Annotated in this window: 19 protein-coding genes; 8 read left to right on the top strand and 11 right to left on the bottom strand. The window is 37.6% G+C overall.

Annotation, left to right across the window (positions count from 1 at the left end):
- Entirely contained in the window at positions 1 to 435 is a 435-nt protein-coding gene (locus tag QFZ31_RS03240) for a hypothetical protein (protein WP_307300853.1), read from the bottom strand.
- Between the two features lie 254 nt (positions 436 to 689).
- Positions 690 to 1,142 (bottom strand): DMT family transporter, encoded by a 453-nt coding sequence (locus QFZ31_RS03235; protein WP_307300851.1) that lies wholly within the window; start codon positions 1,140 to 1,142, stop codon positions 690 to 692.
- Between the two features lie 156 nt (positions 1,143 to 1,298).
- On the opposite strand from QFZ31_RS03235, the gene QFZ31_RS03230 reads away from it, so the two are divergent.
- On the top strand, positions 1,299 to 1,862 hold the full coding sequence (locus tag QFZ31_RS03230; protein ID WP_307300849.1) for a DUF421 domain-containing protein: 564 nt from the start codon (positions 1,299 to 1,301) through the stop codon (positions 1,860 to 1,862).
- A 68-nt stretch (positions 1,863 to 1,930) separates the two neighbouring features.
- On the opposite strand, the gene QFZ31_RS03225 is transcribed toward QFZ31_RS03230, so the two are convergent.
- Positions 1,931 to 2,134, bottom strand: coding sequence for a hypothetical protein (locus QFZ31_RS03225; protein WP_307300847.1), 204 nt, complete (start codon positions 2,132 to 2,134; stop codon positions 1,931 to 1,933).
- Here QFZ31_RS03225 and QFZ31_RS03220 point away from each other — a divergent pair.
- On the top strand, positions 2,127 to 2,300 hold the full coding sequence (locus QFZ31_RS03220; protein WP_307300845.1) for a GyrI-like domain-containing protein: 174 nt from the start codon (positions 2,127 to 2,129) through the stop codon (positions 2,298 to 2,300). The genes QFZ31_RS03225 and QFZ31_RS03220 overlap by 8 nt on opposite strands.
- Positions 2,301 to 2,332: 32 nt before the next feature.
- Here the strand turns inward: QFZ31_RS03220 and QFZ31_RS03215 are convergent, their stop codons facing one another.
- The 3 genes from QFZ31_RS03215 to QFZ31_RS03205 form a co-directional block, all read right to left on the bottom strand.
- Positions 2,333 to 3,097 carry a cobalamin-binding protein gene (locus QFZ31_RS03215; protein WP_307300843.1) on the bottom strand — a complete coding sequence of 255 codons (765 nt, stop codon included), beginning with the start codon at positions 3,095 to 3,097 and terminating at the stop codon, positions 2,333 to 2,335.
- Positions 3,098 to 3,155: 58 nt separating this feature from the next.
- A complete protein-coding gene (locus QFZ31_RS03210) occupies positions 3,156 to 3,620 on the bottom strand; it encodes a branched-chain amino acid aminotransferase (protein ID WP_307300841.1) in 465 nt (154 codons plus the stop codon).
- A 121-nt stretch (positions 3,621 to 3,741) separates the two neighbouring features.
- A complete protein-coding gene (locus QFZ31_RS03205) occupies positions 3,742 to 5,274 on the bottom strand; it encodes a DHA2 family efflux MFS transporter permease subunit (RefSeq protein ID WP_307300839.1) in 1,533 nt (510 codons plus the stop codon).
- A gap of 188 nt (positions 5,275 to 5,462) precedes the next feature.
- Between QFZ31_RS03205 and QFZ31_RS03200 the strand changes: the two genes are divergently transcribed.
- Together QFZ31_RS03200 and QFZ31_RS03195 are read left to right on the top strand one after the other, a co-directional pair.
- Entirely contained in the window at positions 5,463 to 6,383 is a 921-nt protein-coding gene (locus QFZ31_RS03200; RefSeq protein ID WP_307300837.1) for a TetR/AcrR family transcriptional regulator, read from the top strand.
- A gap of 144 nt (positions 6,384 to 6,527) precedes the next feature.
- Positions 6,528 to 6,869: a hypothetical protein gene (locus QFZ31_RS03195; RefSeq protein WP_307300835.1), complete on the top strand. Its 342-nt coding sequence runs from the start codon at positions 6,528 to 6,530 to the stop codon at positions 6,867 to 6,869.
- 58 nt (positions 6,870 to 6,927) lie between these two features.
- On the opposite strand, the gene QFZ31_RS03190 is transcribed toward QFZ31_RS03195, so the two are convergent.
- Entirely contained in the window at positions 6,928 to 7,797 is an 870-nt protein-coding gene (locus tag QFZ31_RS03190) for a cation diffusion facilitator family transporter (protein ID WP_307311340.1), read from the bottom strand.
- Between the two features lie 180 nt (positions 7,798 to 7,977).
- Between QFZ31_RS03190 and rluF the strand changes: the two genes are divergently transcribed.
- From rluF to QFZ31_RS03175, 3 genes are all read left to right on the top strand, one after another.
- Entirely contained in the window at positions 7,978 to 8,712 is a 735-nt protein-coding gene (gene rluF / locus QFZ31_RS03185; RefSeq protein WP_307300833.1) for a 23S rRNA pseudouridine(2604) synthase RluF, read from the top strand.
- A gap of 110 nt (positions 8,713 to 8,822) precedes the next feature.
- Positions 8,823 to 10,637 carry an oligoendopeptidase F gene (pepF, locus tag QFZ31_RS03180; protein WP_307300831.1) on the top strand — a complete coding sequence of 605 codons (1,815 nt, stop codon included), beginning with the start codon at positions 8,823 to 8,825 and terminating at the stop codon, positions 10,635 to 10,637.
- Positions 10,638 to 10,741: 104 nt separating this feature from the next.
- Positions 10,742 to 11,209, top strand: coding sequence for a YndM family protein (locus tag QFZ31_RS03175; protein WP_307300830.1), 468 nt, complete (start codon positions 10,742 to 10,744; stop codon positions 11,207 to 11,209).
- A 314-nt stretch (positions 11,210 to 11,523) separates the two neighbouring features.
- Here QFZ31_RS03175 and QFZ31_RS03170 read toward each other — a convergent pair whose 3' ends face one another.
- Complete coding sequence (locus QFZ31_RS03170) at positions 11,524 to 13,311, bottom strand: bifunctional metallophosphatase/5'-nucleotidase (RefSeq protein WP_307300828.1); 1,788 nt, start codon at positions 13,309 to 13,311, stop codon at positions 11,524 to 11,526.
- 170 nt (positions 13,312 to 13,481) lie between these two features.
- On the opposite strand from QFZ31_RS03170, the gene QFZ31_RS03165 reads away from it, so the two are divergent.
- Complete coding sequence (locus QFZ31_RS03165; RefSeq protein WP_307300827.1) at positions 13,482 to 15,188, top strand: hypothetical protein; 1,707 nt, start codon at positions 13,482 to 13,484, stop codon at positions 15,186 to 15,188.
- Positions 15,189 to 15,238: 50 nt separating this feature from the next.
- Here the strand turns inward: QFZ31_RS03165 and QFZ31_RS03160 are convergent, their stop codons facing one another.
- From QFZ31_RS03160 to QFZ31_RS03150, 3 genes are all read right to left on the bottom strand, one after another.
- Positions 15,239 to 16,024 carry an SDR family oxidoreductase gene (locus QFZ31_RS03160; RefSeq protein WP_307300826.1) on the bottom strand — a complete coding sequence of 262 codons (786 nt, stop codon included), beginning with the start codon at positions 16,022 to 16,024 and terminating at the stop codon, positions 15,239 to 15,241.
- A gap of 147 nt (positions 16,025 to 16,171) precedes the next feature.
- Positions 16,172 to 17,218: a VanW family protein gene (locus QFZ31_RS03155; RefSeq protein ID WP_307300824.1), complete on the bottom strand. Its 1,047-nt coding sequence runs from the start codon at positions 17,216 to 17,218 to the stop codon at positions 16,172 to 16,174.
- A 336-nt stretch (positions 17,219 to 17,554) separates the two neighbouring features.
- On the bottom strand, positions 17,555 to 18,115 hold the full coding sequence (locus QFZ31_RS03150; RefSeq protein WP_307300822.1) for a DNA-3-methyladenine glycosylase I: 561 nt from the start codon (positions 18,113 to 18,115) through the stop codon (positions 17,555 to 17,557).
- Positions 18,116 to 18,206: the final 91 nt, after the last annotated feature.

The raw sequence follows: 18,206 nt of genomic DNA, 5'->3' as shown, positions 1-18,206 counted from the left end.
TTATATATTCGTTAGTTTACCATGTACGAGGTCTTTATCTAGTTCACGTACCTGATCATATGAATGTAACAATTGTTCAGGTACCAATGTTCTCCCATACACCCATGCATTCGTTTCTATTTCCATCTTAAGCTTTGCGATTTCGTAGTCTTCACCATACTTTAAGGTTCTCAAATCATGTTTGTTTTTCTTAAAATCTAAATAATATCCAATTACATGATAAAGTATAACTTTAACAACATTTTCATCTGTATCTTTAATTCTAATTTTATTAATATAACCATTAACCTGAAGGTAATTAAATTTAATCGTGTTTGTCGAAACGTTATAACTCATGGGTACAGTTAGTTTATTGTTAATTTCATAGTTAAGATCTAATTTGTGCTGCTCTAAAGTTTCTTCAATAATTTTCTCGATATTTCTAATATAAAGCATTACGCTGACACTTCCCTTTAACTGACAATATACGTTTTCTATTATTTTTATACTCTTCCATTTTACAAATATAAAGTAAAACTATAAAGCTATAATGACAACAATTATTAATCACATCATAAAACAAATCTAGATACCTATATAATCACTGACCAATTGAGGAAAAATCCCTATGCAAAAAAAGAGTACTACACCTCAGATGAACATTGATTCTCCATCTGTGCGGGACACTTTTTGGTCCAATTCATACTATTTTAAAACCATTTAATGTTACCTTTAAATATTAATAATAATGAGATGAGTAATAAACACAATCCTGAAATACGATACCAATCAATCGGTATTCGCTGATTCGTGAGAATACCAAAATGATCAAGGGTAACACTGATAATTAACTGTCCAAGAATGACTGCTGTGATGGCTGAAGCGACTCCAATTTTCGGTACGATAGCTACCATAATTGATACATATGCAACTCCGAGCGCTCCACCCAGCAGCTGCCACTTCGGAACATTGGTTACATTTAAAATGTTCCCTTTACCCGCAAAGATAACGAGTAATAAAAGAATAATCGTTCCGATAAAAAACGAAACAAAAGAAGCCTCTATTACCCCAATTCTTTTTCCCAAAACACCATTTATCCCTGCCTGTAACCCAATACAAGTCCCGCCAATAATGGCTAATAATAAATAAAAAAACATATACATGAGTGATTCCACCTAACCCCTTAGGCAAGACCAAAGGGACAATTAATATTAATTAGTATGCTTTTAGCTGACTGACTAATACATTATCTGAAATGGTGGTGTTTAAAATAGGATGTAATTGATACAAAATAAACTAAAAGCGCTTGGGGTGGGCAAATGAATATTACATTTATATGGGAATCCATCAGTTTACTTTTTATTAGCACCATACTCCTTAGGATTGCTGGTAAAAAATCAGTTGCCCAAATGTCAAGCCTCGAGGTTGTCATTACCTTGGCAATCGGAACCACTATGGGACATGCGATTAAAGAAAATAAATTCTGGCAAATAGTAGTGATATTAACTATTTTTGTACTTTATTTAATTTTCGTCCAATTCCTTCAACTAAAGTCAAACATCCTAGATCGTTATATAACGGGTAATGCAACAATAGTTATCCGAAATGGTAAAATCATCGTCGAGGGTTTAAAAAAACTACGAATGACTTCGGATCAACTAGAAATGAAATTGCGGCAAAAAGGCATTGCTTATATTAGTGATGTAAAAACCGCCACAATTGAATCAGATGGCGGTTTAGGTTATGAGCTAATGGAACATACCCAGCCAGTGACGCGTAAAGAATTAGTAGAAATGATTGAGGAATATCGAAATGAAAATTTACAAACAATCGCAGAAAATAAACAAGGTAATTTATTCAATAAAATACCTGATATTAAATAACACCAAAAGTGATGTCACATAAACGCACTAAAAATCTCCGTTTTTGTATAATGGGGGATCGAAGACCATTACTTCTGTGAAAAAAACACTGGAGCATTATCAACATTTTTCAGCCATACCTGTTCTTTATCATTTAAAGCATCCTTTACCCATACATCCCCTTTAAGTTCCCTGCCCTTTTTGCGTAACCAAGTAATACGAGACCCAACAACCTGTGGATCGACATCCAGTTCATACTTCTTTGGAAAAGTAATTTGTGGTTGTATGCACATCGGGGACTACGATAGTGAACATGTAACTTTTTCAAAAATGGATGATTTCTGTGCTGCCAATCACCTGACGCGAATAGACAAAAGACATCGGGAAATCTACATAAGTGATCCAAGAAAGTCGGATTCTACAAAATTAAAAACAGTACTTAGATATAAGGTAAAATAACGCTTGGATATAGAGTATCCAAGCGTTTTCCATTAATGAATTAACCTAAAAAGTTTTTCAAGCCCATCCAACAGCCTTGGAGACGGCCGGCAGTATAGTTCTTCTTCAAGGATAAGGATCCTGCTATCATCAACATACCCCAGCGTTTCATAACCTGGACGTTTGGTAACATTGTTTTTCTGAACTTTTTCCTTTCTTACACCTACCCAAGCAAGGCAAATATAATCAGGTTTTCTTCTCAGGACGTCCTCCCAATCTGTCTGAACGCTGGCTAATTCTACGTCACAAAAGGCATTGATAGCACCCGCTGCTTCAGAAATTTCGGTAAGCCAATTGATTTTCCCAGGAGTAAAGATTGGTTTTGGCCACCACTCCCAATAAAGAGAAGGCTTTTTGTTTGTGTTTAATCCCTGTTGTTTGACGGCATTAAGCCTATTACGAAACTCCTTTGCTGCTGCCTTGCCGCGTTCGTGCTGATTCAGAGCCTCAGCAGTTTTGATTAAATCCTCTTCAATATCCGTCAATGATTGGGGATTTAAAACGATGTGAGGGATACCGCGCTCTACTAACGCTTCAACATTCTTTTCCATCCCAGGAACACTTAACGAAGCAAGAACGAGGTCTGGCTTCAGTTCTTCAACAAGATCCATATTTATCGATAAATCAGGTCCCAGTTTTGGCAGATTGGCAATAGACGCGGGCCAATCTGAATAATCATCCACTCCCACTAAAAGATGAGACAAACCTAAGTATTCCATTATTTCCGTATTACTTGGGCACAATGATATAACTCTCAAAATCTCTCCCTCCCTTTCCCTTATGGTAACTCAGATAAAAACAAACAACCAGCATATTTCAGCTGGTTGTTTGTTTAACAGTATGGACTAAAGTGGTTAAAAACTGGTGTATTAATTGAAGGGCCTTATGTATGGAAATATTTTCAGTATATCCATTTACGTAATTTAAGGCAAAGTTCAAATCCCATAAACCATCATCATGACTAAACACTAAGTCAAACTTTGCATCATCACCATGTAAAGAATGATTTAGCTGTTCCTTTAATAGTTTCTCAAACTTCTTTTGAAGCTTTAAACCCAGCATCACATCATAGGTTCCAAAGACATCATCAACCTCAAGTGACACACCCTCTATACCAATTTCCTCAAACAACGTAGACTCTACATAAATAAATTCACTTTTATGTTCTTTTAAATAAGTAAGTGGCTGGTTTAAGAAGTTTGACGATTCATTGGCGATCATCGTTTCTGTTTCTTTGCTGCAACGTTCAATATAAGCTTCATTAAAACTAGTGTTTTCCATTTTTACAACCTCCTATTAGGCATTCCCACTTTTACTATAGAGTTATGTCAAATAAAAAAGCAAATTTTTTATCATAAAAAAACGCCTAAACTCACAAAGAGTATAGACGTTTTAAGTCCTATTAATTTTCTGCAAGTTTATTGTTTACGATTTTTTTTCCGACAGGGTTTTCTTCAACAGTATCTTCTGCTTGTTTTGCACGTTTCATAAAGAAGGCAAGGACTAGTGCAACTGCCGCAATAAATACTGAGATGAAAAACGCGAAATTTATACCATCTAATGTTGCCTGCATCATAATTTGCTGCTTCATTTGAGCTAAAGCTTCTTGTGTTGGCTGCTCAGTCAATTTTGCCATAGCAGCTTCACCAAGTTCCTTCCCCTTTGACTCAGCACGATTAGACATGATTGTTACTAATAATGCTGTCCCAATTGCTCCAGAAACCTGTTGAAGTGTATTGTTCATAGCTGTACCATGCGGGTAAAAACGTGCAGGCAGCTGGTTTAGACCATTGGTCGAAACCGGCATCATTACCATTGACATCCCTAACATTCGAACTGTATATAAAAGAATTAAATGAAAATAAGTAGTCTCAAATGTTAACTGACTTAAAAGGTAGCTGGTTATTACTGTGATCGATAAACCAATTACAGCTAACAACCTGCCGCCAAATTTATCGAAAAGCTTACCTGTTACTGGTGACATAACCGCCATACAGATTGCTCCCGGCAGCATCATAAGACCAGCATCCATCGGCGAAATGCCGCGTAATGTTTGAACATAAATCGGTAACAACAGCATCCCAGAAAACATCGCCATTGTAACAACCATTGAGATGGCCGATGATAAGGCAAACATTGGATATTTAAAGATTTTAAAATTAAGCATTGGACGTTCTTGTTTTAATTGACGCAGGATAAATACTAGTAATGAAATAGCTCCTATTGCAATCGTCAAATAAACCTGTGGACTATCCCATCCTTGCTTTCCTGCAGAGCTGAAGCCATAAAGTAAACCTCCAAAGCCGACACTTGAAAGTAAAACGGATATCATATCAATTCGAATATCAACCTTTTCCTTCTTATCTTTTAATAGGAAAAATCCGATCAAAAAGATAACCACCGCAATTGGCGTCACAAAGTGGAATAGCATTCTCCAGTCGTAATGTTCGATTAACCATCCTGATAATGTTGGCCCGATGGCCGGTGCACCCATTAAGATTAATCCGAAAATCCCCATGGCTGCTCCTCTTTTTTCAATTGGGAAGCTTACTAGCATGACATTCATTAATAACGGCATTAGGATAGCTGAGCCAGAAGCTTGAGTCATCCTGCCTGCTAATAAAATTGGGAACACATGGGCAAAACCTGCAAGAATGGTACCCGCAGTAAACAAGCCCATTGCTACTATGAAAAGCCTACGCACCGAATATTTTTGAATCAAGAATGCAGTTGTTGGAATTAATACACCATTCACTAACATAAATCCTGTCGTTAGCCATTGCACAGTTGACGCATCAACCTCTAAATCCGCCATGATGGAAGGAAGTGCAATATTTAGTAGTGTGTTGTTTAAAAAAGCAATAAAAGCCCCAATCATCAGGATTGAGATAATCCCGTATGGGGGACGTTTCGTTTCATTTTTTACTTGTTCCATGTTCTATACCCCCTGTTTAAACTCTTTGTTCATTTTTTTATACCCTTGTTTCACGCTTTATTAATAATATACCGTCGGTTCATTTTTTGCAATCAAAAAACACTACAAATTTATGGATTTGTAATGCCCAAATTTTTGATGTAGTATATTTTTATACAGTTAGTATACTCCGGATTATAGGTGATAAAATGAATGATCGAAAACAGCATGTCATTAACAAGGCCCATCAATTATTTATAGAAAAAGGTTTTCAAGCTACATCGATACAGGACATTTTGGATTTTAGCGGTATCTCAAAAGGAACCTTTTACAAATATTTTTCATCCAAAAGCGAGCTATTAATTGCGATTTATAAAGCAACCTTTAAGAAACTCCAAAAGGAAAGAGATGATTTATTAATTGGCAAAAGCCCTTCAGATATCGAGGTCTTTATTAAACAATTAGTAATGCAAATGATTTCTAACCGCAAAAATAAATTAATTGCTCTTTATGAGGAAGTAATGTCAACAAACGATGCAGATTTGAAACAATATATCCGCATCGCGCGATTACGTTCACTCAGATGGATGTATACCAGGTTTATTGATATCTTCGGCGAAAAAAATAAACCATACTTATTAGATTGTGCCATCATGTTTCAGGGGCTTATGCAGCATAACCTCCAATACAATCGCTTGGCAACGGATTCAAATGAGAAAATTAGCCAGGTCGTCAGATTTAGTGTAAATCGTTTAGTTAAAATGGTGGACGAAGTAGCTGAAGCTGAAGAACAATTGCACCACCCTGAGCTTTTAGAAAAATGGCTTCCAGGGCTTCAAAAAAACAACCATGAACTAATCGTTCAATTTTACCAAATCGTCAGTCCTATGAGAAATTGCATCACAAAACACTTTCAAAATAAAAACGATCAAGAAAAATATAATGAATTGCTAGATTTTATCCAAGAAGAAATCATGCATACTCGTGCTCCAAGAAAATTCCTAATCGAAAGCACCCTCCAAACCCTGCAAAAAAACCCTGCAGGTGTCTGGGAAAAAGAGCTTATACAGCTTAACGAAATCATAACTGCCTACTTCCAACAATTGGAGGAAAATGAAGAAGAACACTAAAATGACATTTTGCTAATGAGAATTTTATAGACTGAGCGTTTGCCCATGCATTTCTAGGTAGTTTTACGTAAATTAGTAAAAACAATGGTTTGTTTTACTATGAGCAGCTGGCACTGCTAAATAAAGCTATGGAGGTGCAAAATAATGGGAGATTTCATGGCGGATAAGAATGGAAGAAGATCAATATTTGATTCTTTAAAGTTCTGGGGTCATAGACCTAATCTCAAGGATTCTCTAAGCGCAGATATAGAAAAAAGCCCGATAATCATGATTGAAGACCTGGCTACCGATAATACTATCGGAAACCTGGCAACCGATAATTCTATCGAAGACGTTGAAACCGATGATTCCCCTAAAGAAAAACGAGATGAATCCAATCCTAGCAGTGTAAGACTATACGAAACGATAAGTGGTAATTTCATTATCACAAGAGGCTGGGATGGAAATAATATGCTGGTTTATAAAATGCGCAGGAGAAATTACTAGAAGGAACAAGAAAGGATGGTGCATAAAAGCTCCATCCTTTTGTTTTTTATGTATGGTCTTATTTCGGTTCTACGTGAACATGTACATCATACACCTTATGTGTCCTGATTAACTCCTCTTCAACTTGTGTAGCGATATCATGCGCCTTTTTTACATCTAACGTGGAATTTACGAGAATGACAACATCAACAACGACGTTATTCCCGTAATTTCTAGCTTTAATTTCTTTCACACCCTTTACGCCCTGGCAATGATGGATGGTTTGTTTATATATTTCTATTTCCTTTTCATCAAATCCATCTGTTAAATAGAGCGAGGCCTCTTTAAAAATGTCCCATGCCGTTTTACAAATGAGAAGACCGACAATTACTGCTGCCAAAGGATCAAGCCAAGGGAGTCCGAACTGTGCACCCATAATACCTATAAAGGTACCCACACTTACCCAAGCGTCAGAAAGATTATCCTTTGCTGCCGCCATGACCGATTGACTATTTATGTCTGTTGCTAGTTTTTTATTATACCGAAAAACCCAGTACATCACGAACGCACAAAAAAGCCCCGTCCATGCCGAGATAACATCTGGTGCTCCTATTTGTACGTAAAAAATACTTACGATCGCTTCGTATGCAACCTTTAAACCGACGGCCGCCATGATAAAGGAAGCGACCATGGAAGCTACGGTTTCTGCTTTCCAGTGTCCATAAGGATGATCATCATCCGCCGGTCTTTGGGATAATCTTAGACCAATCAGAACTGCCACTGATGCAATGATATCTGTTAGATTATTTAAACCGTCTGCTTTCAATGCCTCGGAATTTGCTATATATCCAACTGCTAGTTTTAATGCTGACAAGCAAATATAGGCAATAATACTAACGATCGCTCCGCGCTCTCCTCTTTTTAAATCCAAAAAGCCTTGTTCTTCCATTTTCTTCACCCATTTCTAATCCTTATCTATATTATTGAACAAAAACATCTAGTGGGTCTAGAGAAACCTTTTTCCCCTGCTCGAACTTTATAACAAATGCGAAAAAGAGTTGGTTTAGGTAAAAACTAGAGTAAGCTTAACCTTGAAATTCAGCTAGCAGTTAAGTATTCTAAAAACATAATGAACGAAATTAAGGATGTGTTTAACCTGCGATTAAATAAATTTATTTCCGAGTCTGGTAAAACGTCAAGGCGTGGTGCAGATAAATGGATAGAAGAAGGAAGAGTCACGATTAATGGGAAAGTCGCTAAGGTCGGCAGTCAAGTCGAGCCTGGGGATGTGGTCCGTGTAAACGGTGAAACCATCCGGGTAGCCAAAAATAATGTTTATATTGCTTTAAATAAACCCGTTGGAATTACAAGTACCACCGAAAGACATATCAAAGGTAATATCATTGATTTAGTGAATCACCCACTGCGTATTTTTAACATAGGGAGATTAGATAAAGATTCAGACGGGTTAATCCTGTTAACAAATGACGGAGATATCGTCAACGAAATACTGCGGGCGGAGAATAAACATGAAAAAGAATATATTGTAACCGTTGATAAGCCGATTACTTCGGAATTTTTAAAAAAAATGTCTGAAGGCGTTAGAATTCTAGATACAAAAACCCTCCCATGTAAAGTGGAACAGCTGTCAAAGTATGTGTTTAAGATTATTTTGACGCAAGGGTTGAATCGTCAAATTCGACGGATGTGCTCTGCTCTCGGATATTCCGTTGTCCGCCTTCAGCGAATTCGGATTATGAATATCCACTTAGGAAACCTCCCTGTTGGCCAATGGAGAGATTTAACGAAAAAGGAAAAGCAGCAATTATTTAGTGATCTCAATTATGAACCTAGAGAATGGTGAAAAGAATGAGTCGAAATGTTAACAGTTCGACTCATTTTTTTATTTGCTTTAATATTCAAATAATATATGATATTACTTAGGAACACGAAGGTTTAGAGGAGGAGAAATAAATGGAAAAGACAGTAGAAAAACGGCTTACCCGGTCAGAAGTTCCAGAGGAATTAACATGGAATCTTGATGATTTATTTGTATCAGATCAGGCATGGGAGGCAGAACTTGCGGTGATTGAAAATGACACTGCAAAAATTGAGAGCTTTAAAGGTACGTTACATATTGGTTCAAAAGAGTTATCAGCATGCTTGATTGCACAAGAGCAACTATTAATGAAAATGGTCAAAGCAGCAACATATGCAAGCTTAAAGCAATCTGCTGATGGAACAGATCCCCTCAACCAAGCTAATTCTGCCAAATTAGCTTCTTTACGGACAAAAATGACTGCTGCATTATCATTTATAAATTCTGAAATCCTTTCACTTGAAGAAGGTACTGTAGAGAAATATTTACAAGAGAATTTAGAACTTCAACCATTCCGAAAAGATTTACTCGAGCTGCTTGAAACGAAAAAACATCGGCTTTCACCTGAAACAGAAGAAGTATTAGCCGCTTTGGGTGAAGTACATGGGGCCCCTTATACCATTTATAATATGGCTAAATTAGCAGACATGGACTTTTCCCCTATTGTTGATAGCGAAGGAAATGAGTTACCGGTTTCTTTTGCTCTATTTGAAAATCGCTATGAGTTCTCTGCAGATACAGAAACACGTAGAAAAGCATATGACTCTTTCGTTTCTACTCTTAAACAATACAAAAACACGATCGCAGCTGCCTATTCTGCTGAAATAAAGAAGCAAGTCACTCTTTCACGTTTAAGAAATTATCAGTCAGTTGAACAAATGCTATTAGAACCACAGCAAGTAACACTTGAAATGTATAACAATCAAATCGATATTATTTTTAAAGAGCTCTCCCCTCATATGCGCCGGTTTGCTGATCTTAAGAAAAAGACTTTAGGCCTTGATGTCATGAAGTTTTGTGATTTAAAAGCACCATTGGATCCCGATTTTAATCCTGAAACAACCTACGAAGAAGCAAGTCAACTTATCCTGGAATCATTGAAGGTAATGGGACCAGAGTATAGTGAAATCATTGAAAAGGGCTTTAAGGAGCGATGGGTGGACCTGGCCGATAATATTGGTAAATCGACAGGTGCCTTCTGTTCTAGCCCTTATGGTGCACACCCATACATTTTAGTTACATGGCAGGATAATATGCGCGGCTGCTTTACCCTTGCGCATGAATTCGGTCACGCCGGTCATTTTTATTTAGCAAACAAAAATCAAAGAATCATGAATGTTCGTCCTTCCTTGTATTTTATTGAAGCTCCATCTACTATGAATGAGCTTTTATTAGGGCAGCACCTGTTAGCCAATAATGAAGACAAGGAGATGCGTCGCTGGGTAGTGCTTCAGCTGCTTGGAACGTATTATCATAATTTTGTTACTCACTTACTAGAGGCTGAATATCAACGCAGAGTATATGCGTTAGCAGAAAACGGTAGAGCACTTACTGCCAATACATTATCTGAAGTGACTAGAGCTGTACTCACAGAATTCTGGGGGGATACGGTGGAAATCGATGAAGGTGCGAGCCTAACTTGGATGCGCCAGCCTCACTATTATATGGGCTTATATCCATACACGTATTCTGCTGGTTTAACTGCCTCTACTGCTGTCGCGCAATTGATACAAGAACAAGGTCAGCCTGTTGTTGACACCTGGCTGGAAGTCCTTCGTGCAGGTGGAACGATGAAACCGCTTGAGCTATTAAAACATGCTGGTGTAGATATGTCGACACCAGAGCCAGTTCGAAAAGCAGTGGCATATGTCGGTTCCCTAATCGATGAACTAGAAAAATCATACGAGTAAAAAAATGCCAGCCACCTTCTCATTGAGAGAGGTCCCTGGCACTTTTTTATTCATGAATAATTCTTAAAAAATTATACACAATATTTTTTAAAGGAGGTGTTAAGATGAAGCATGTAAAAGCTTTAGCCATTAAATTTGTTTCAAGTCTTGTCCTTTTGTCGCTTATCCTCGGTTTATTGTTTGACATGGCATTTAGCAACATCTTTCTTATCACACTTGTTCTTGGTGTCGCAGCATATCTAATCGGTGACCTCATGATTTTACCAAGAACCAATAATACGGTTGCAACCATTGCGGATTTTGGCTTAGCGTTTCTAATCATATGGTTTATGAGCGAAAATCTCACCTATGGTGACAACCATTTTTCAATGTCTTTAATTGCCGCAATTGGAGTTGCAATATTTGAATATATGTTCCATAAATATGTTGCAAATAATGTCATTAAAAACCAAGGCGGAAAGAAGCAGCAAACAGGGCAATTACAATACCAAACAGAAGCATCAGAAGAGCTGCTGGCTCCAGTCAGACAAGATGTAAGAAGCTCGAATGAAGAAAACAAAAAGCCTCAATAAAGGTAAAGCTCCCTCAGAATCAAAGTTCAGAGGGAGCTTTTGTTATCTGGTAAAGCTTTGTTGGTTAAATTTTATTAATACAATGGTTAAAAGGTTGATGAAAGACAAATCAGGAGAGTTCCCGTGAGATTAGTCCTTCATAAGCATGATGAAAGACTAATCAGGAGAATTCCCAATGAGATTAGTCCTTCATAAGCATGATGAAAGACAAATTAGGAGAGTTCCCCATGTGATTAGTCCTTCATAAGCATGGTGAAAGACTAAACAAACGATCCTCATTGAGTTTAGTCCTTCATAAAAAATTTACGTTTCTTCTAATACCTAACCTTTTGAATTCTGTTATCCATCTTATATGTGAACGGTTTTGGTTGAGCCGCAATAAAGTCTACGAGTACGTCTAAGTCAACTGGTCCTATCACTTTATTTTGCGCTTTTGTAAATACTGTGAAACCATCTCCCCCTCCTGCAAGGAAGATATTTGCGGCTACAGTATAGGATTTATTCGGATCCATTTGAGTACCATCTGGAAGTAGGATATTTACAACCTTTTGTCCATTTGGAGCATTTTCGTCCCATGTGTAAGTGAATCCAGAAATTTGAAGTATCGTTGTTTTTGTTCCCCACTGTTGATTAAGCACGTCGCGTATTTGCTGTCCTGTCATAGTCATTTTAACCATATCATTATTAAACGGCTGAACAGTGTAAATTTCGCCCCACGTAATGTCCCCTGGATTAATATCGGCTCGGATACCGCCCGGATTCATAAAGGCTATGTCTGTATTTAAAGCCAGCCTTTGAGCGTCAGCTATTAAATCTCCAAGGATGGATTCGCCGTTATCATTGCGGAGCGCTGTTAAATTAACCGAGGTTGAGCCTATTACCCTATTTACAATCGGTTCAACTGTAGCTTCGTATTTCGCTACCATTCCAGCTATTTCCGGGTCCGGTTTTATACCTTCTTGAAACGTTGTAACGATTTCTGCCCTCTTGGTAACGATATCTTTCGTTTTTGGGTCAATCTCAATATCAACATCAGAAAATGCTGTACCATAAGAATAGGATTGAACGACTAGCTTATTGTCAATTGTAGCATTCATATAAGCATGATTATGTCCGCCAAAAATAATATCCACTTCGTCGTCAACCTTATTGGCGATATCGACAAGCATTCCAGTTGGATTTTCACCATTCACACCTGAAGTACCTGGATTGTGTGCTAAGACAACGATAGATCGAACTCCTTGCTTTTTCAATTCTGCTACATTACGATTAATAGCTTCCACTTCATCAGAGAAGGTTAAGCCTTCCACTCCGCTTGGCACTACGATCGTCGGTGTCTCTGTCGTTACGACCCCAATAAATCCAATATCCATCCCATTTACCTTAAGAATTTTATAAGGAGGTAAAATGGATTCTCCAGTTTTTTGATCGATGACATTTGCCGCCACCCAAGGAAAATCGGCTCCAGCAAAATTGCCCGTTTCTTCATGAGTCCCACCATTAATTAGACGAAGTAATTCTTTAACTCCCTCATCAAATTCATGATTGCCTACAGTTCCAATATCAAAGCCCAGTTTGTTCAATATTTCTATTGTTGGCTCATCCTGTAAGAGGGCTGAAGCAGGTGGACTTGCCCCTACCATATCCCCAGCTTGTACAAGAAGAGTGTTCTTATTTTCTGCTTCCCTTTGTTTTAAATAAGCTGCTAAGTAATCTGCTCTGCCTGCTGGTTTTCCACCAACATTACGCGTTACATTTATTTGTCCATGTAAATCATTAATCCCCAAAAGTTGAACCTGAATATATCGATTATTCGCAGCAGGCGGTTTTTCCTTTTTAAGTTTTGTTTCCGGACGATTTGAAATATGGCCATGGTATTCTTCTGACAATCCTTGATCATTTACTACGTTTTGAGTGGGGTTGGCAGCATTACCTCTATTGTTTTGAGCCATAGTCCTTGGGTTTACATTGTTAGAGTTATTGGCTACTTGTCGTGGATTTTGGTTATTTGTTTGGTTTCTATCTGTAGCATTTTCATTACCGGCACACCCCATTAAACTGATCGTAAGCAGAAATACAAGCATCTTATAAATCCATTGCATAAATTTCCTCCTAGTTTTTTCTACAGAAGCATTGGTATTTTTTGCTTTAAAACAAAGTTTATGCAGAATTGACCATTTAAAAAAAGGTTATTAATGAAACTTTCTTCCTAGATATTCGTATATAAATAGACTCAAGATAAATAGAATTTGATTAAAAAGGGGAATTGGTTATGGGGAATATGTTTTTGTTTTCGTTGATCGTCGCTATTATGTCTGCTCTTGTTCTTATACCGATTTATAAGGATGATAAGTCCACCGATACGAAAAGTAATAAAAAGAGTTCGAACGGGGCTAGAAGGTTAATTCCGGGAGCCATTATCGCTTTAATCGTTATTTTGATTCCTTCTGTTTTTGCATACTATTATTTTACGAATTATGACCGAAACCTATCTTCTTTATGGGTTCTTGCAATTATTATTACTGCATTAGGTGCACTCATTGCTACTGGAATGGAAAGAAAAGTGAAAGCTCTGCTCTTTGCAGTGAGTCTGGTCCTTGGAATTTACTTTCTCACCGCCTTTCTCTTTAACGCGGATGAAAAATATGAGATTGCTAAGATGGACCAAAAAGTAGAGATTAAATCTTTTGATGAGAAAGAAACACCTGCTAGTGTACCACCTGAGTTTGCCCGCAATAAAATGAAAAAAGCTTTTGGTCAAGTACCAAATACGAGCTATTACGAGTTGGGTAATCTTCAAATTCAAAAAGTAAATGGAGATTATGTTTATATTGCACCTGTTGAGTTTTCTGGATTTTTCAAATGGTGGAAAGGAAAGGAAACACCTGGTTACTTTACTTTAAGCGCCACTGATTCTTCTGCTAACCCAAAATTTATCAAGTCAGACATGATTTATACACCTTCTTCCTATTTTAATAAAGATGTAGAGCGCCATATTCGTATGCAATTCCCAAAACATATTTTCTACGGCGATGTTCAATTAGAAATTGACGATGATGGGAAACCCTATTACATCCGCTCATACGGTCAATTTATTTCAGCGCGAAATGGCTTCGACGTTAAGGGTGTTGTCGTAGTAGATTCGAAAAATGGGGAAACAAAGTCATATACTCTTGCAAATGTTCCTGAATTTATTGATGGTGCAGTATCACCTGAAATTGTCAGCCTGCAAAACAGCTATTTTGGAAATTATGTTCATGGATTTTGGAATAGCCTCTTTGGAAAATCAGATGTCAAACTTCCTTCTGATGAAGGAACAGAGGCAAATGTAAGTCCAATTTTTAATCAAAATGGGGTTATGTATTATTTCACTGATTTTACCTCCCCTAAAGAAGGCGTCGATTCCATGCTCGGGTACTCATTGACCAACTCGCGTACAGGGGAAGCTACCTATTATACAGGTAACCCTGAAGAATCCTATATGGATTCACAAGGTGCCCTGCAAATAATAGAAAAGAAATTTATTGAAAAGAAATGGCATGGGGAAATGCCTGTCATTTATAACTTCTACGGGGAAGCAAGCTGGCTGACACCAGTACTCGATTCGAATGGATTTTTACAGAATTACTTTATCGTATCAGCTGCTAATCCAGAAATATCCGTGTTTGGTGTAACTCCAAACGAAGCTCTAAGACAATATAAAACCGCTCTCCAACGTGGCGGAGGTTCAGTGGATGGCAGTTCGAAGGCGGACGAAAAGCAGATAACCGGTAATGTTCTCCGTGTTTATAAAGAAAAGTCTGGGGACTTCACTGTAGTGTCATTCCTTTTAGACAATAAGAAAAGTTATATCCTATCATCTGAAAAAGAACCAATGATCATTTATCTTAAAGAGGGAGATAGAGTAAATGTCACCTATCTGGATACGGAGGAAGACTTCCTGCCTGCTAAAGAAATTGTGATTGAAGGCTTAGAATAACCTAATAAAACACGATGAAGAGTAAAATCTTCATCGTGTTTTTTTGGTTATTATAATAGTGACTCCGCACCATCAATGTATATTTCTGTTCCTGTAATATGATTGGATTGCTTGGAAGCCAGAAATAACACAAGTTCCGCTACCTGTTCAGGCTTTCCTGCGTGGTGCTCAAGGGGTTGACTACCTTCAGGATAAATGATTGGAATTTCAATTTCTTTCAGCTCTTCTTTTTCTTTCCATGTATTTTCGTTTATATTTGTTTCAATTGCACCAGGACAAATAATATTCACTCGTATACGAAATTTGGCTAATTCAAGAGCTGCCATCTTTCCGAATCCCATCTGTCCAATTTTCGAAGTGCTATAGGCGGACATCCCAAAGCCTCTATAAACACGGTTACCATTAATCGAACTCGTAATGATGATGCTGCCTCCTTTTTCTTTCAGATGGGGTATAGCATATTTGACGGTTAAAAAGGTACTTCTAAGATTATTAGAAATGGTCAGGTCCCAATCGTCTGGTGAAAGGTCTTCGATGGGAGCGACAACGCCATTAATTCCAGCGTTAGCGAAAACAATATCAAGTCTTCCCCATTTCTCAATTACCTGATCATAACTATTTATCATATCCTCTACAGAAGAGACATTGGCCTCTACTATGAGAGCCTCGCTCCCTTTTTCCTCAACCAATTGCTTAACCTCGGTACAGTTTTCTGGGTGTAAATCGACTAAAGCAATTTTCGCTCCGTTTTCAGCTAATTTAAGGGCTGTGGCGCGGCCTATTCCTGATCCCGCACCTGTAATGAAAGCTACTTGACCTTGTAATAATAATTCCAATGTTTGTGAACCACCTTTTTTGACCTTTATATTCCCCTATTTACAAGGTTCCATGCATCTTTACTCCAATCTTAACAACTATCTCCTTATTTATCTTAAAAAAGGAAAAAAGACGTGTGGTTGGCTACACGTCTTTCACGTTAATATTTATCGCTTTTGAAGTAAGGCTTGATAGGCCGCTGAGGTCCTCATCTCCACCGTTAGGGTTCCATTCGGATTATAAATCGCTTTAATCAATAACGGTACACCCGCTGTATTCTTAAATTGAAAATCCTTTCCACCATAAGAAACCGTTGCGTCTCGTCCTTCAGGTACATAACCGACTGTCAGAGAATGATGGTGCCATTCCACATAGTCGACAGCAAGTTGATCTACTGCGTTAAACAAGGTTGAGGAAGTTTGACAAATACCACCGCCAATTCCCATGACCAATTGCTTATTAACAATTTCTTGGGCGGGCTGGTATCCATGTGCTTCGTCACTTGGTCCAACTGTATAGTTAAAAGAGAAAATATCTCCTGTTCCAACTATCACATTATCAATTGCCTGTGCAGACAATTCAATGTTTTTATTTCTTCCTGTTATACTTGGATTAAATTTTGTTGTATATGTGGCTACGACAACTTCAGATAAATGGGCAGCATCCTCTGGCTTATATCCGCTTTCGGTGACATAAATAGGAAGAAAAACATCTCCTCCCTTAACGGAAGCCTCGATGATTTTATTCACTAGTTCTGCTTCTTCAAGAATGACTAGTGGTTTCCCTTTGATCACCTGACCATTGGCATCAATTTTATCTAGCATCATCTTCGTGTCATAACCAGGCGTTGTATCTGTTCCTCTTGCTAAATCCCTAGCCCAGTTTTCAAGCTCCTTCTTATATTTTTCATTATCAGTTCCATATCCCATATCGACTGGAATCAGGCTTTTAATAATGTTTTTGGTAGTTGGATCGACTACGTTAACCACTTTAGGCTTTTTAGCCTCTTCCTCAGCTTTTCTTTTTGCTTCTGCCTCTTCCGCTGCTTTCCTAGCCGCTTCTTCTGCAGCTTTTTGCTCTTCTAGTTTCTTTTCGAGTTCTGTTACTTTGTGCTCCAGATCAGCTTCTTTACCGTTTGTTTTCTCCGCACATCCCGCTAACCCTATTAAACTGCCAACTAATATGAATGAAATCGCCCACGTCCGTATAGACATTTATTACTTCTCCTCTTTTCCCCAAATCTCGTCATTCCTCACGCAGTACTTCCGAACATTCAGAAAAATATTTCCACTCTCATTCTTCTAATCTATTCCGTTATCCGACACAAAATTCCTGCAAATTCCTTTGAAAAATTTCCTGAAATTGGATTCATTATATTAGACGCTCTTCATTCAAATTTGTTTCAATTCAATTTGAAAAAAGTCCTTCTTTTTGTTCCTTATTAAGAACAGAATAATGTATAATATCAGCAGAGTAAAGGGTTAAATTGGTTTATTAAAATAAGTAAGGTGAAATTCATTCAGTCGTTTCAATATAAAGAACAGATTGATCTATGTATTTTTATGGAAGCAAATACATGATTCTAAATGATCATTAACCATCCCTGTGGCTTGCATAAAAGCATAACAAATCGTTGATCCAACAAATTTAAAACCGCGTTTTTTTAAATCCTTACTTAACTTATCACTTATATCTGACGTAGCTGGAACTTCTGATAAATCTTTAAAGTGATGGATAATCGGCTTACCATCTACAAAAGACCAAATATACTCGCTAAAGGAACCAAATTCCTCCTTCACCTTCAAAAACGCTTTTGCATTTGTAATGACGGCATTGATTTTGAGTTTATTTCGAACAATTCCTTCATTCTGTAAAAGTTCTTCAATTTTGTTTTCATCGTAGGAAATGATGATATTAGGGTCAAAATAATCAAATGCCTTGCGATAATTTTCTCTCTTTTTCAGTATTGTGTACCAGCTCAAGCCTGCTTGTGCTCCCTCTAAGTTCAAATATTCGAATAACAATTGATCATCATACACGGGCACGCCCCATTCATGATCATGATAATCAATATAAAGTGGATCCTGATTTACCCAGCCGCATCGATTCATTGGAAATTCCTCCTTCATACTATTATTTTAACAAATTTATCTTTTTCACGATATTCATTCACCATTTCACATAAAAAAACTGCCGAAATCA

Source organism: Neobacillus niacini, from assembly GCF_030817595.1.
In the GTDB taxonomy this organism is placed as follows: domain Bacteria; phylum Bacillota; class Bacilli; order Bacillales; family Cytobacillaceae; genus Neobacillus; species Neobacillus niacini_G.
This window is presented reverse-complemented; position numbering and strand designations above follow the sequence as displayed.

Excerpts from the sequence above, each read along its gene's own strand:
- QFZ31_RS03205 (WP_307300839.1), bottom strand. The coding sequence starts at position 5,274 with ATGGAACAAGTAAAAAATGAAACGAAACGTCCCCCATACGGGATTATC.
- QFZ31_RS03150 (WP_307300822.1), bottom strand. The coding sequence starts at position 18,115 with ATGAATCGATGCGGCTGGGTAAATCAGGATCCACTTTATATTGATTAT.
- QFZ31_RS03235 (WP_307300851.1), bottom strand. The coding sequence starts at position 1,142 with ATGTATATGTTTTTTTATTTATTATTAGCCATTATTGGCGGGACTTGT.
- QFZ31_RS03195 (WP_307300835.1), top strand. The coding sequence starts at position 6,528 with ATGGGAGATTTCATGGCGGATAAGAATGGAAGAAGATCAATATTTGAT.
- QFZ31_RS03230 (WP_307300849.1), top strand. The coding sequence starts at position 1,299 with ATGAATATTACATTTATATGGGAATCCATCAGTTTACTTTTTATTAGC.
- QFZ31_RS03225 (WP_307300847.1), bottom strand. The coding sequence starts at position 2,134 with ATGTGCATACAACCACAAATTACTTTTCCAAAGAAGTATGAACTGGAT.
- QFZ31_RS03170 (WP_307300828.1), bottom strand. The coding sequence starts at position 13,311 with ATGCAATGGATTTATAAGATGCTTGTATTTCTGCTTACGATCAGTTTA.
- QFZ31_RS03200 (WP_307300837.1), top strand. The coding sequence starts at position 5,463 with ATGAATGATCGAAAACAGCATGTCATTAACAAGGCCCATCAATTATTT.
- QFZ31_RS03210 (WP_307300841.1), bottom strand. The coding sequence starts at position 3,620 with ATGGAAAACACTAGTTTTAATGAAGCTTATATTGAACGTTGCAGCAAA.
- QFZ31_RS03165 (WP_307300827.1), top strand. The coding sequence starts at position 13,482 with ATGGGGAATATGTTTTTGTTTTCGTTGATCGTCGCTATTATGTCTGCT.
- rluF (WP_307300833.1), top strand. The coding sequence starts at position 7,978 with ATGAACGAAATTAAGGATGTGTTTAACCTGCGATTAAATAAATTTATT.
- QFZ31_RS03240 (WP_307300853.1), bottom strand. The coding sequence starts at position 435 with ATGCTTTATATTAGAAATATCGAGAAAATTATTGAAGAAACTTTAGAG.
- QFZ31_RS03190 (WP_307311340.1), bottom strand. The coding sequence starts at position 7,797 with ATGGAAGAACAAGGCTTTTTGGATTTAAAAAGAGGAGAGCGCGGAGCG.
- QFZ31_RS03155 (WP_307300824.1), bottom strand. The coding sequence starts at position 17,218 with ATGTCTATACGGACGTGGGCGATTTCATTCATATTAGTTGGCAGTTTA.
- QFZ31_RS03175 (WP_307300830.1), top strand. The coding sequence starts at position 10,742 with ATGAAGCATGTAAAAGCTTTAGCCATTAAATTTGTTTCAAGTCTTGTC.
- pepF (WP_307300831.1), top strand. The coding sequence starts at position 8,823 with ATGGAAAAGACAGTAGAAAAACGGCTTACCCGGTCAGAAGTTCCAGAG.
- QFZ31_RS03220 (WP_307300845.1), top strand. The coding sequence starts at position 2,127 with ATGCACATCGGGGACTACGATAGTGAACATGTAACTTTTTCAAAAATG.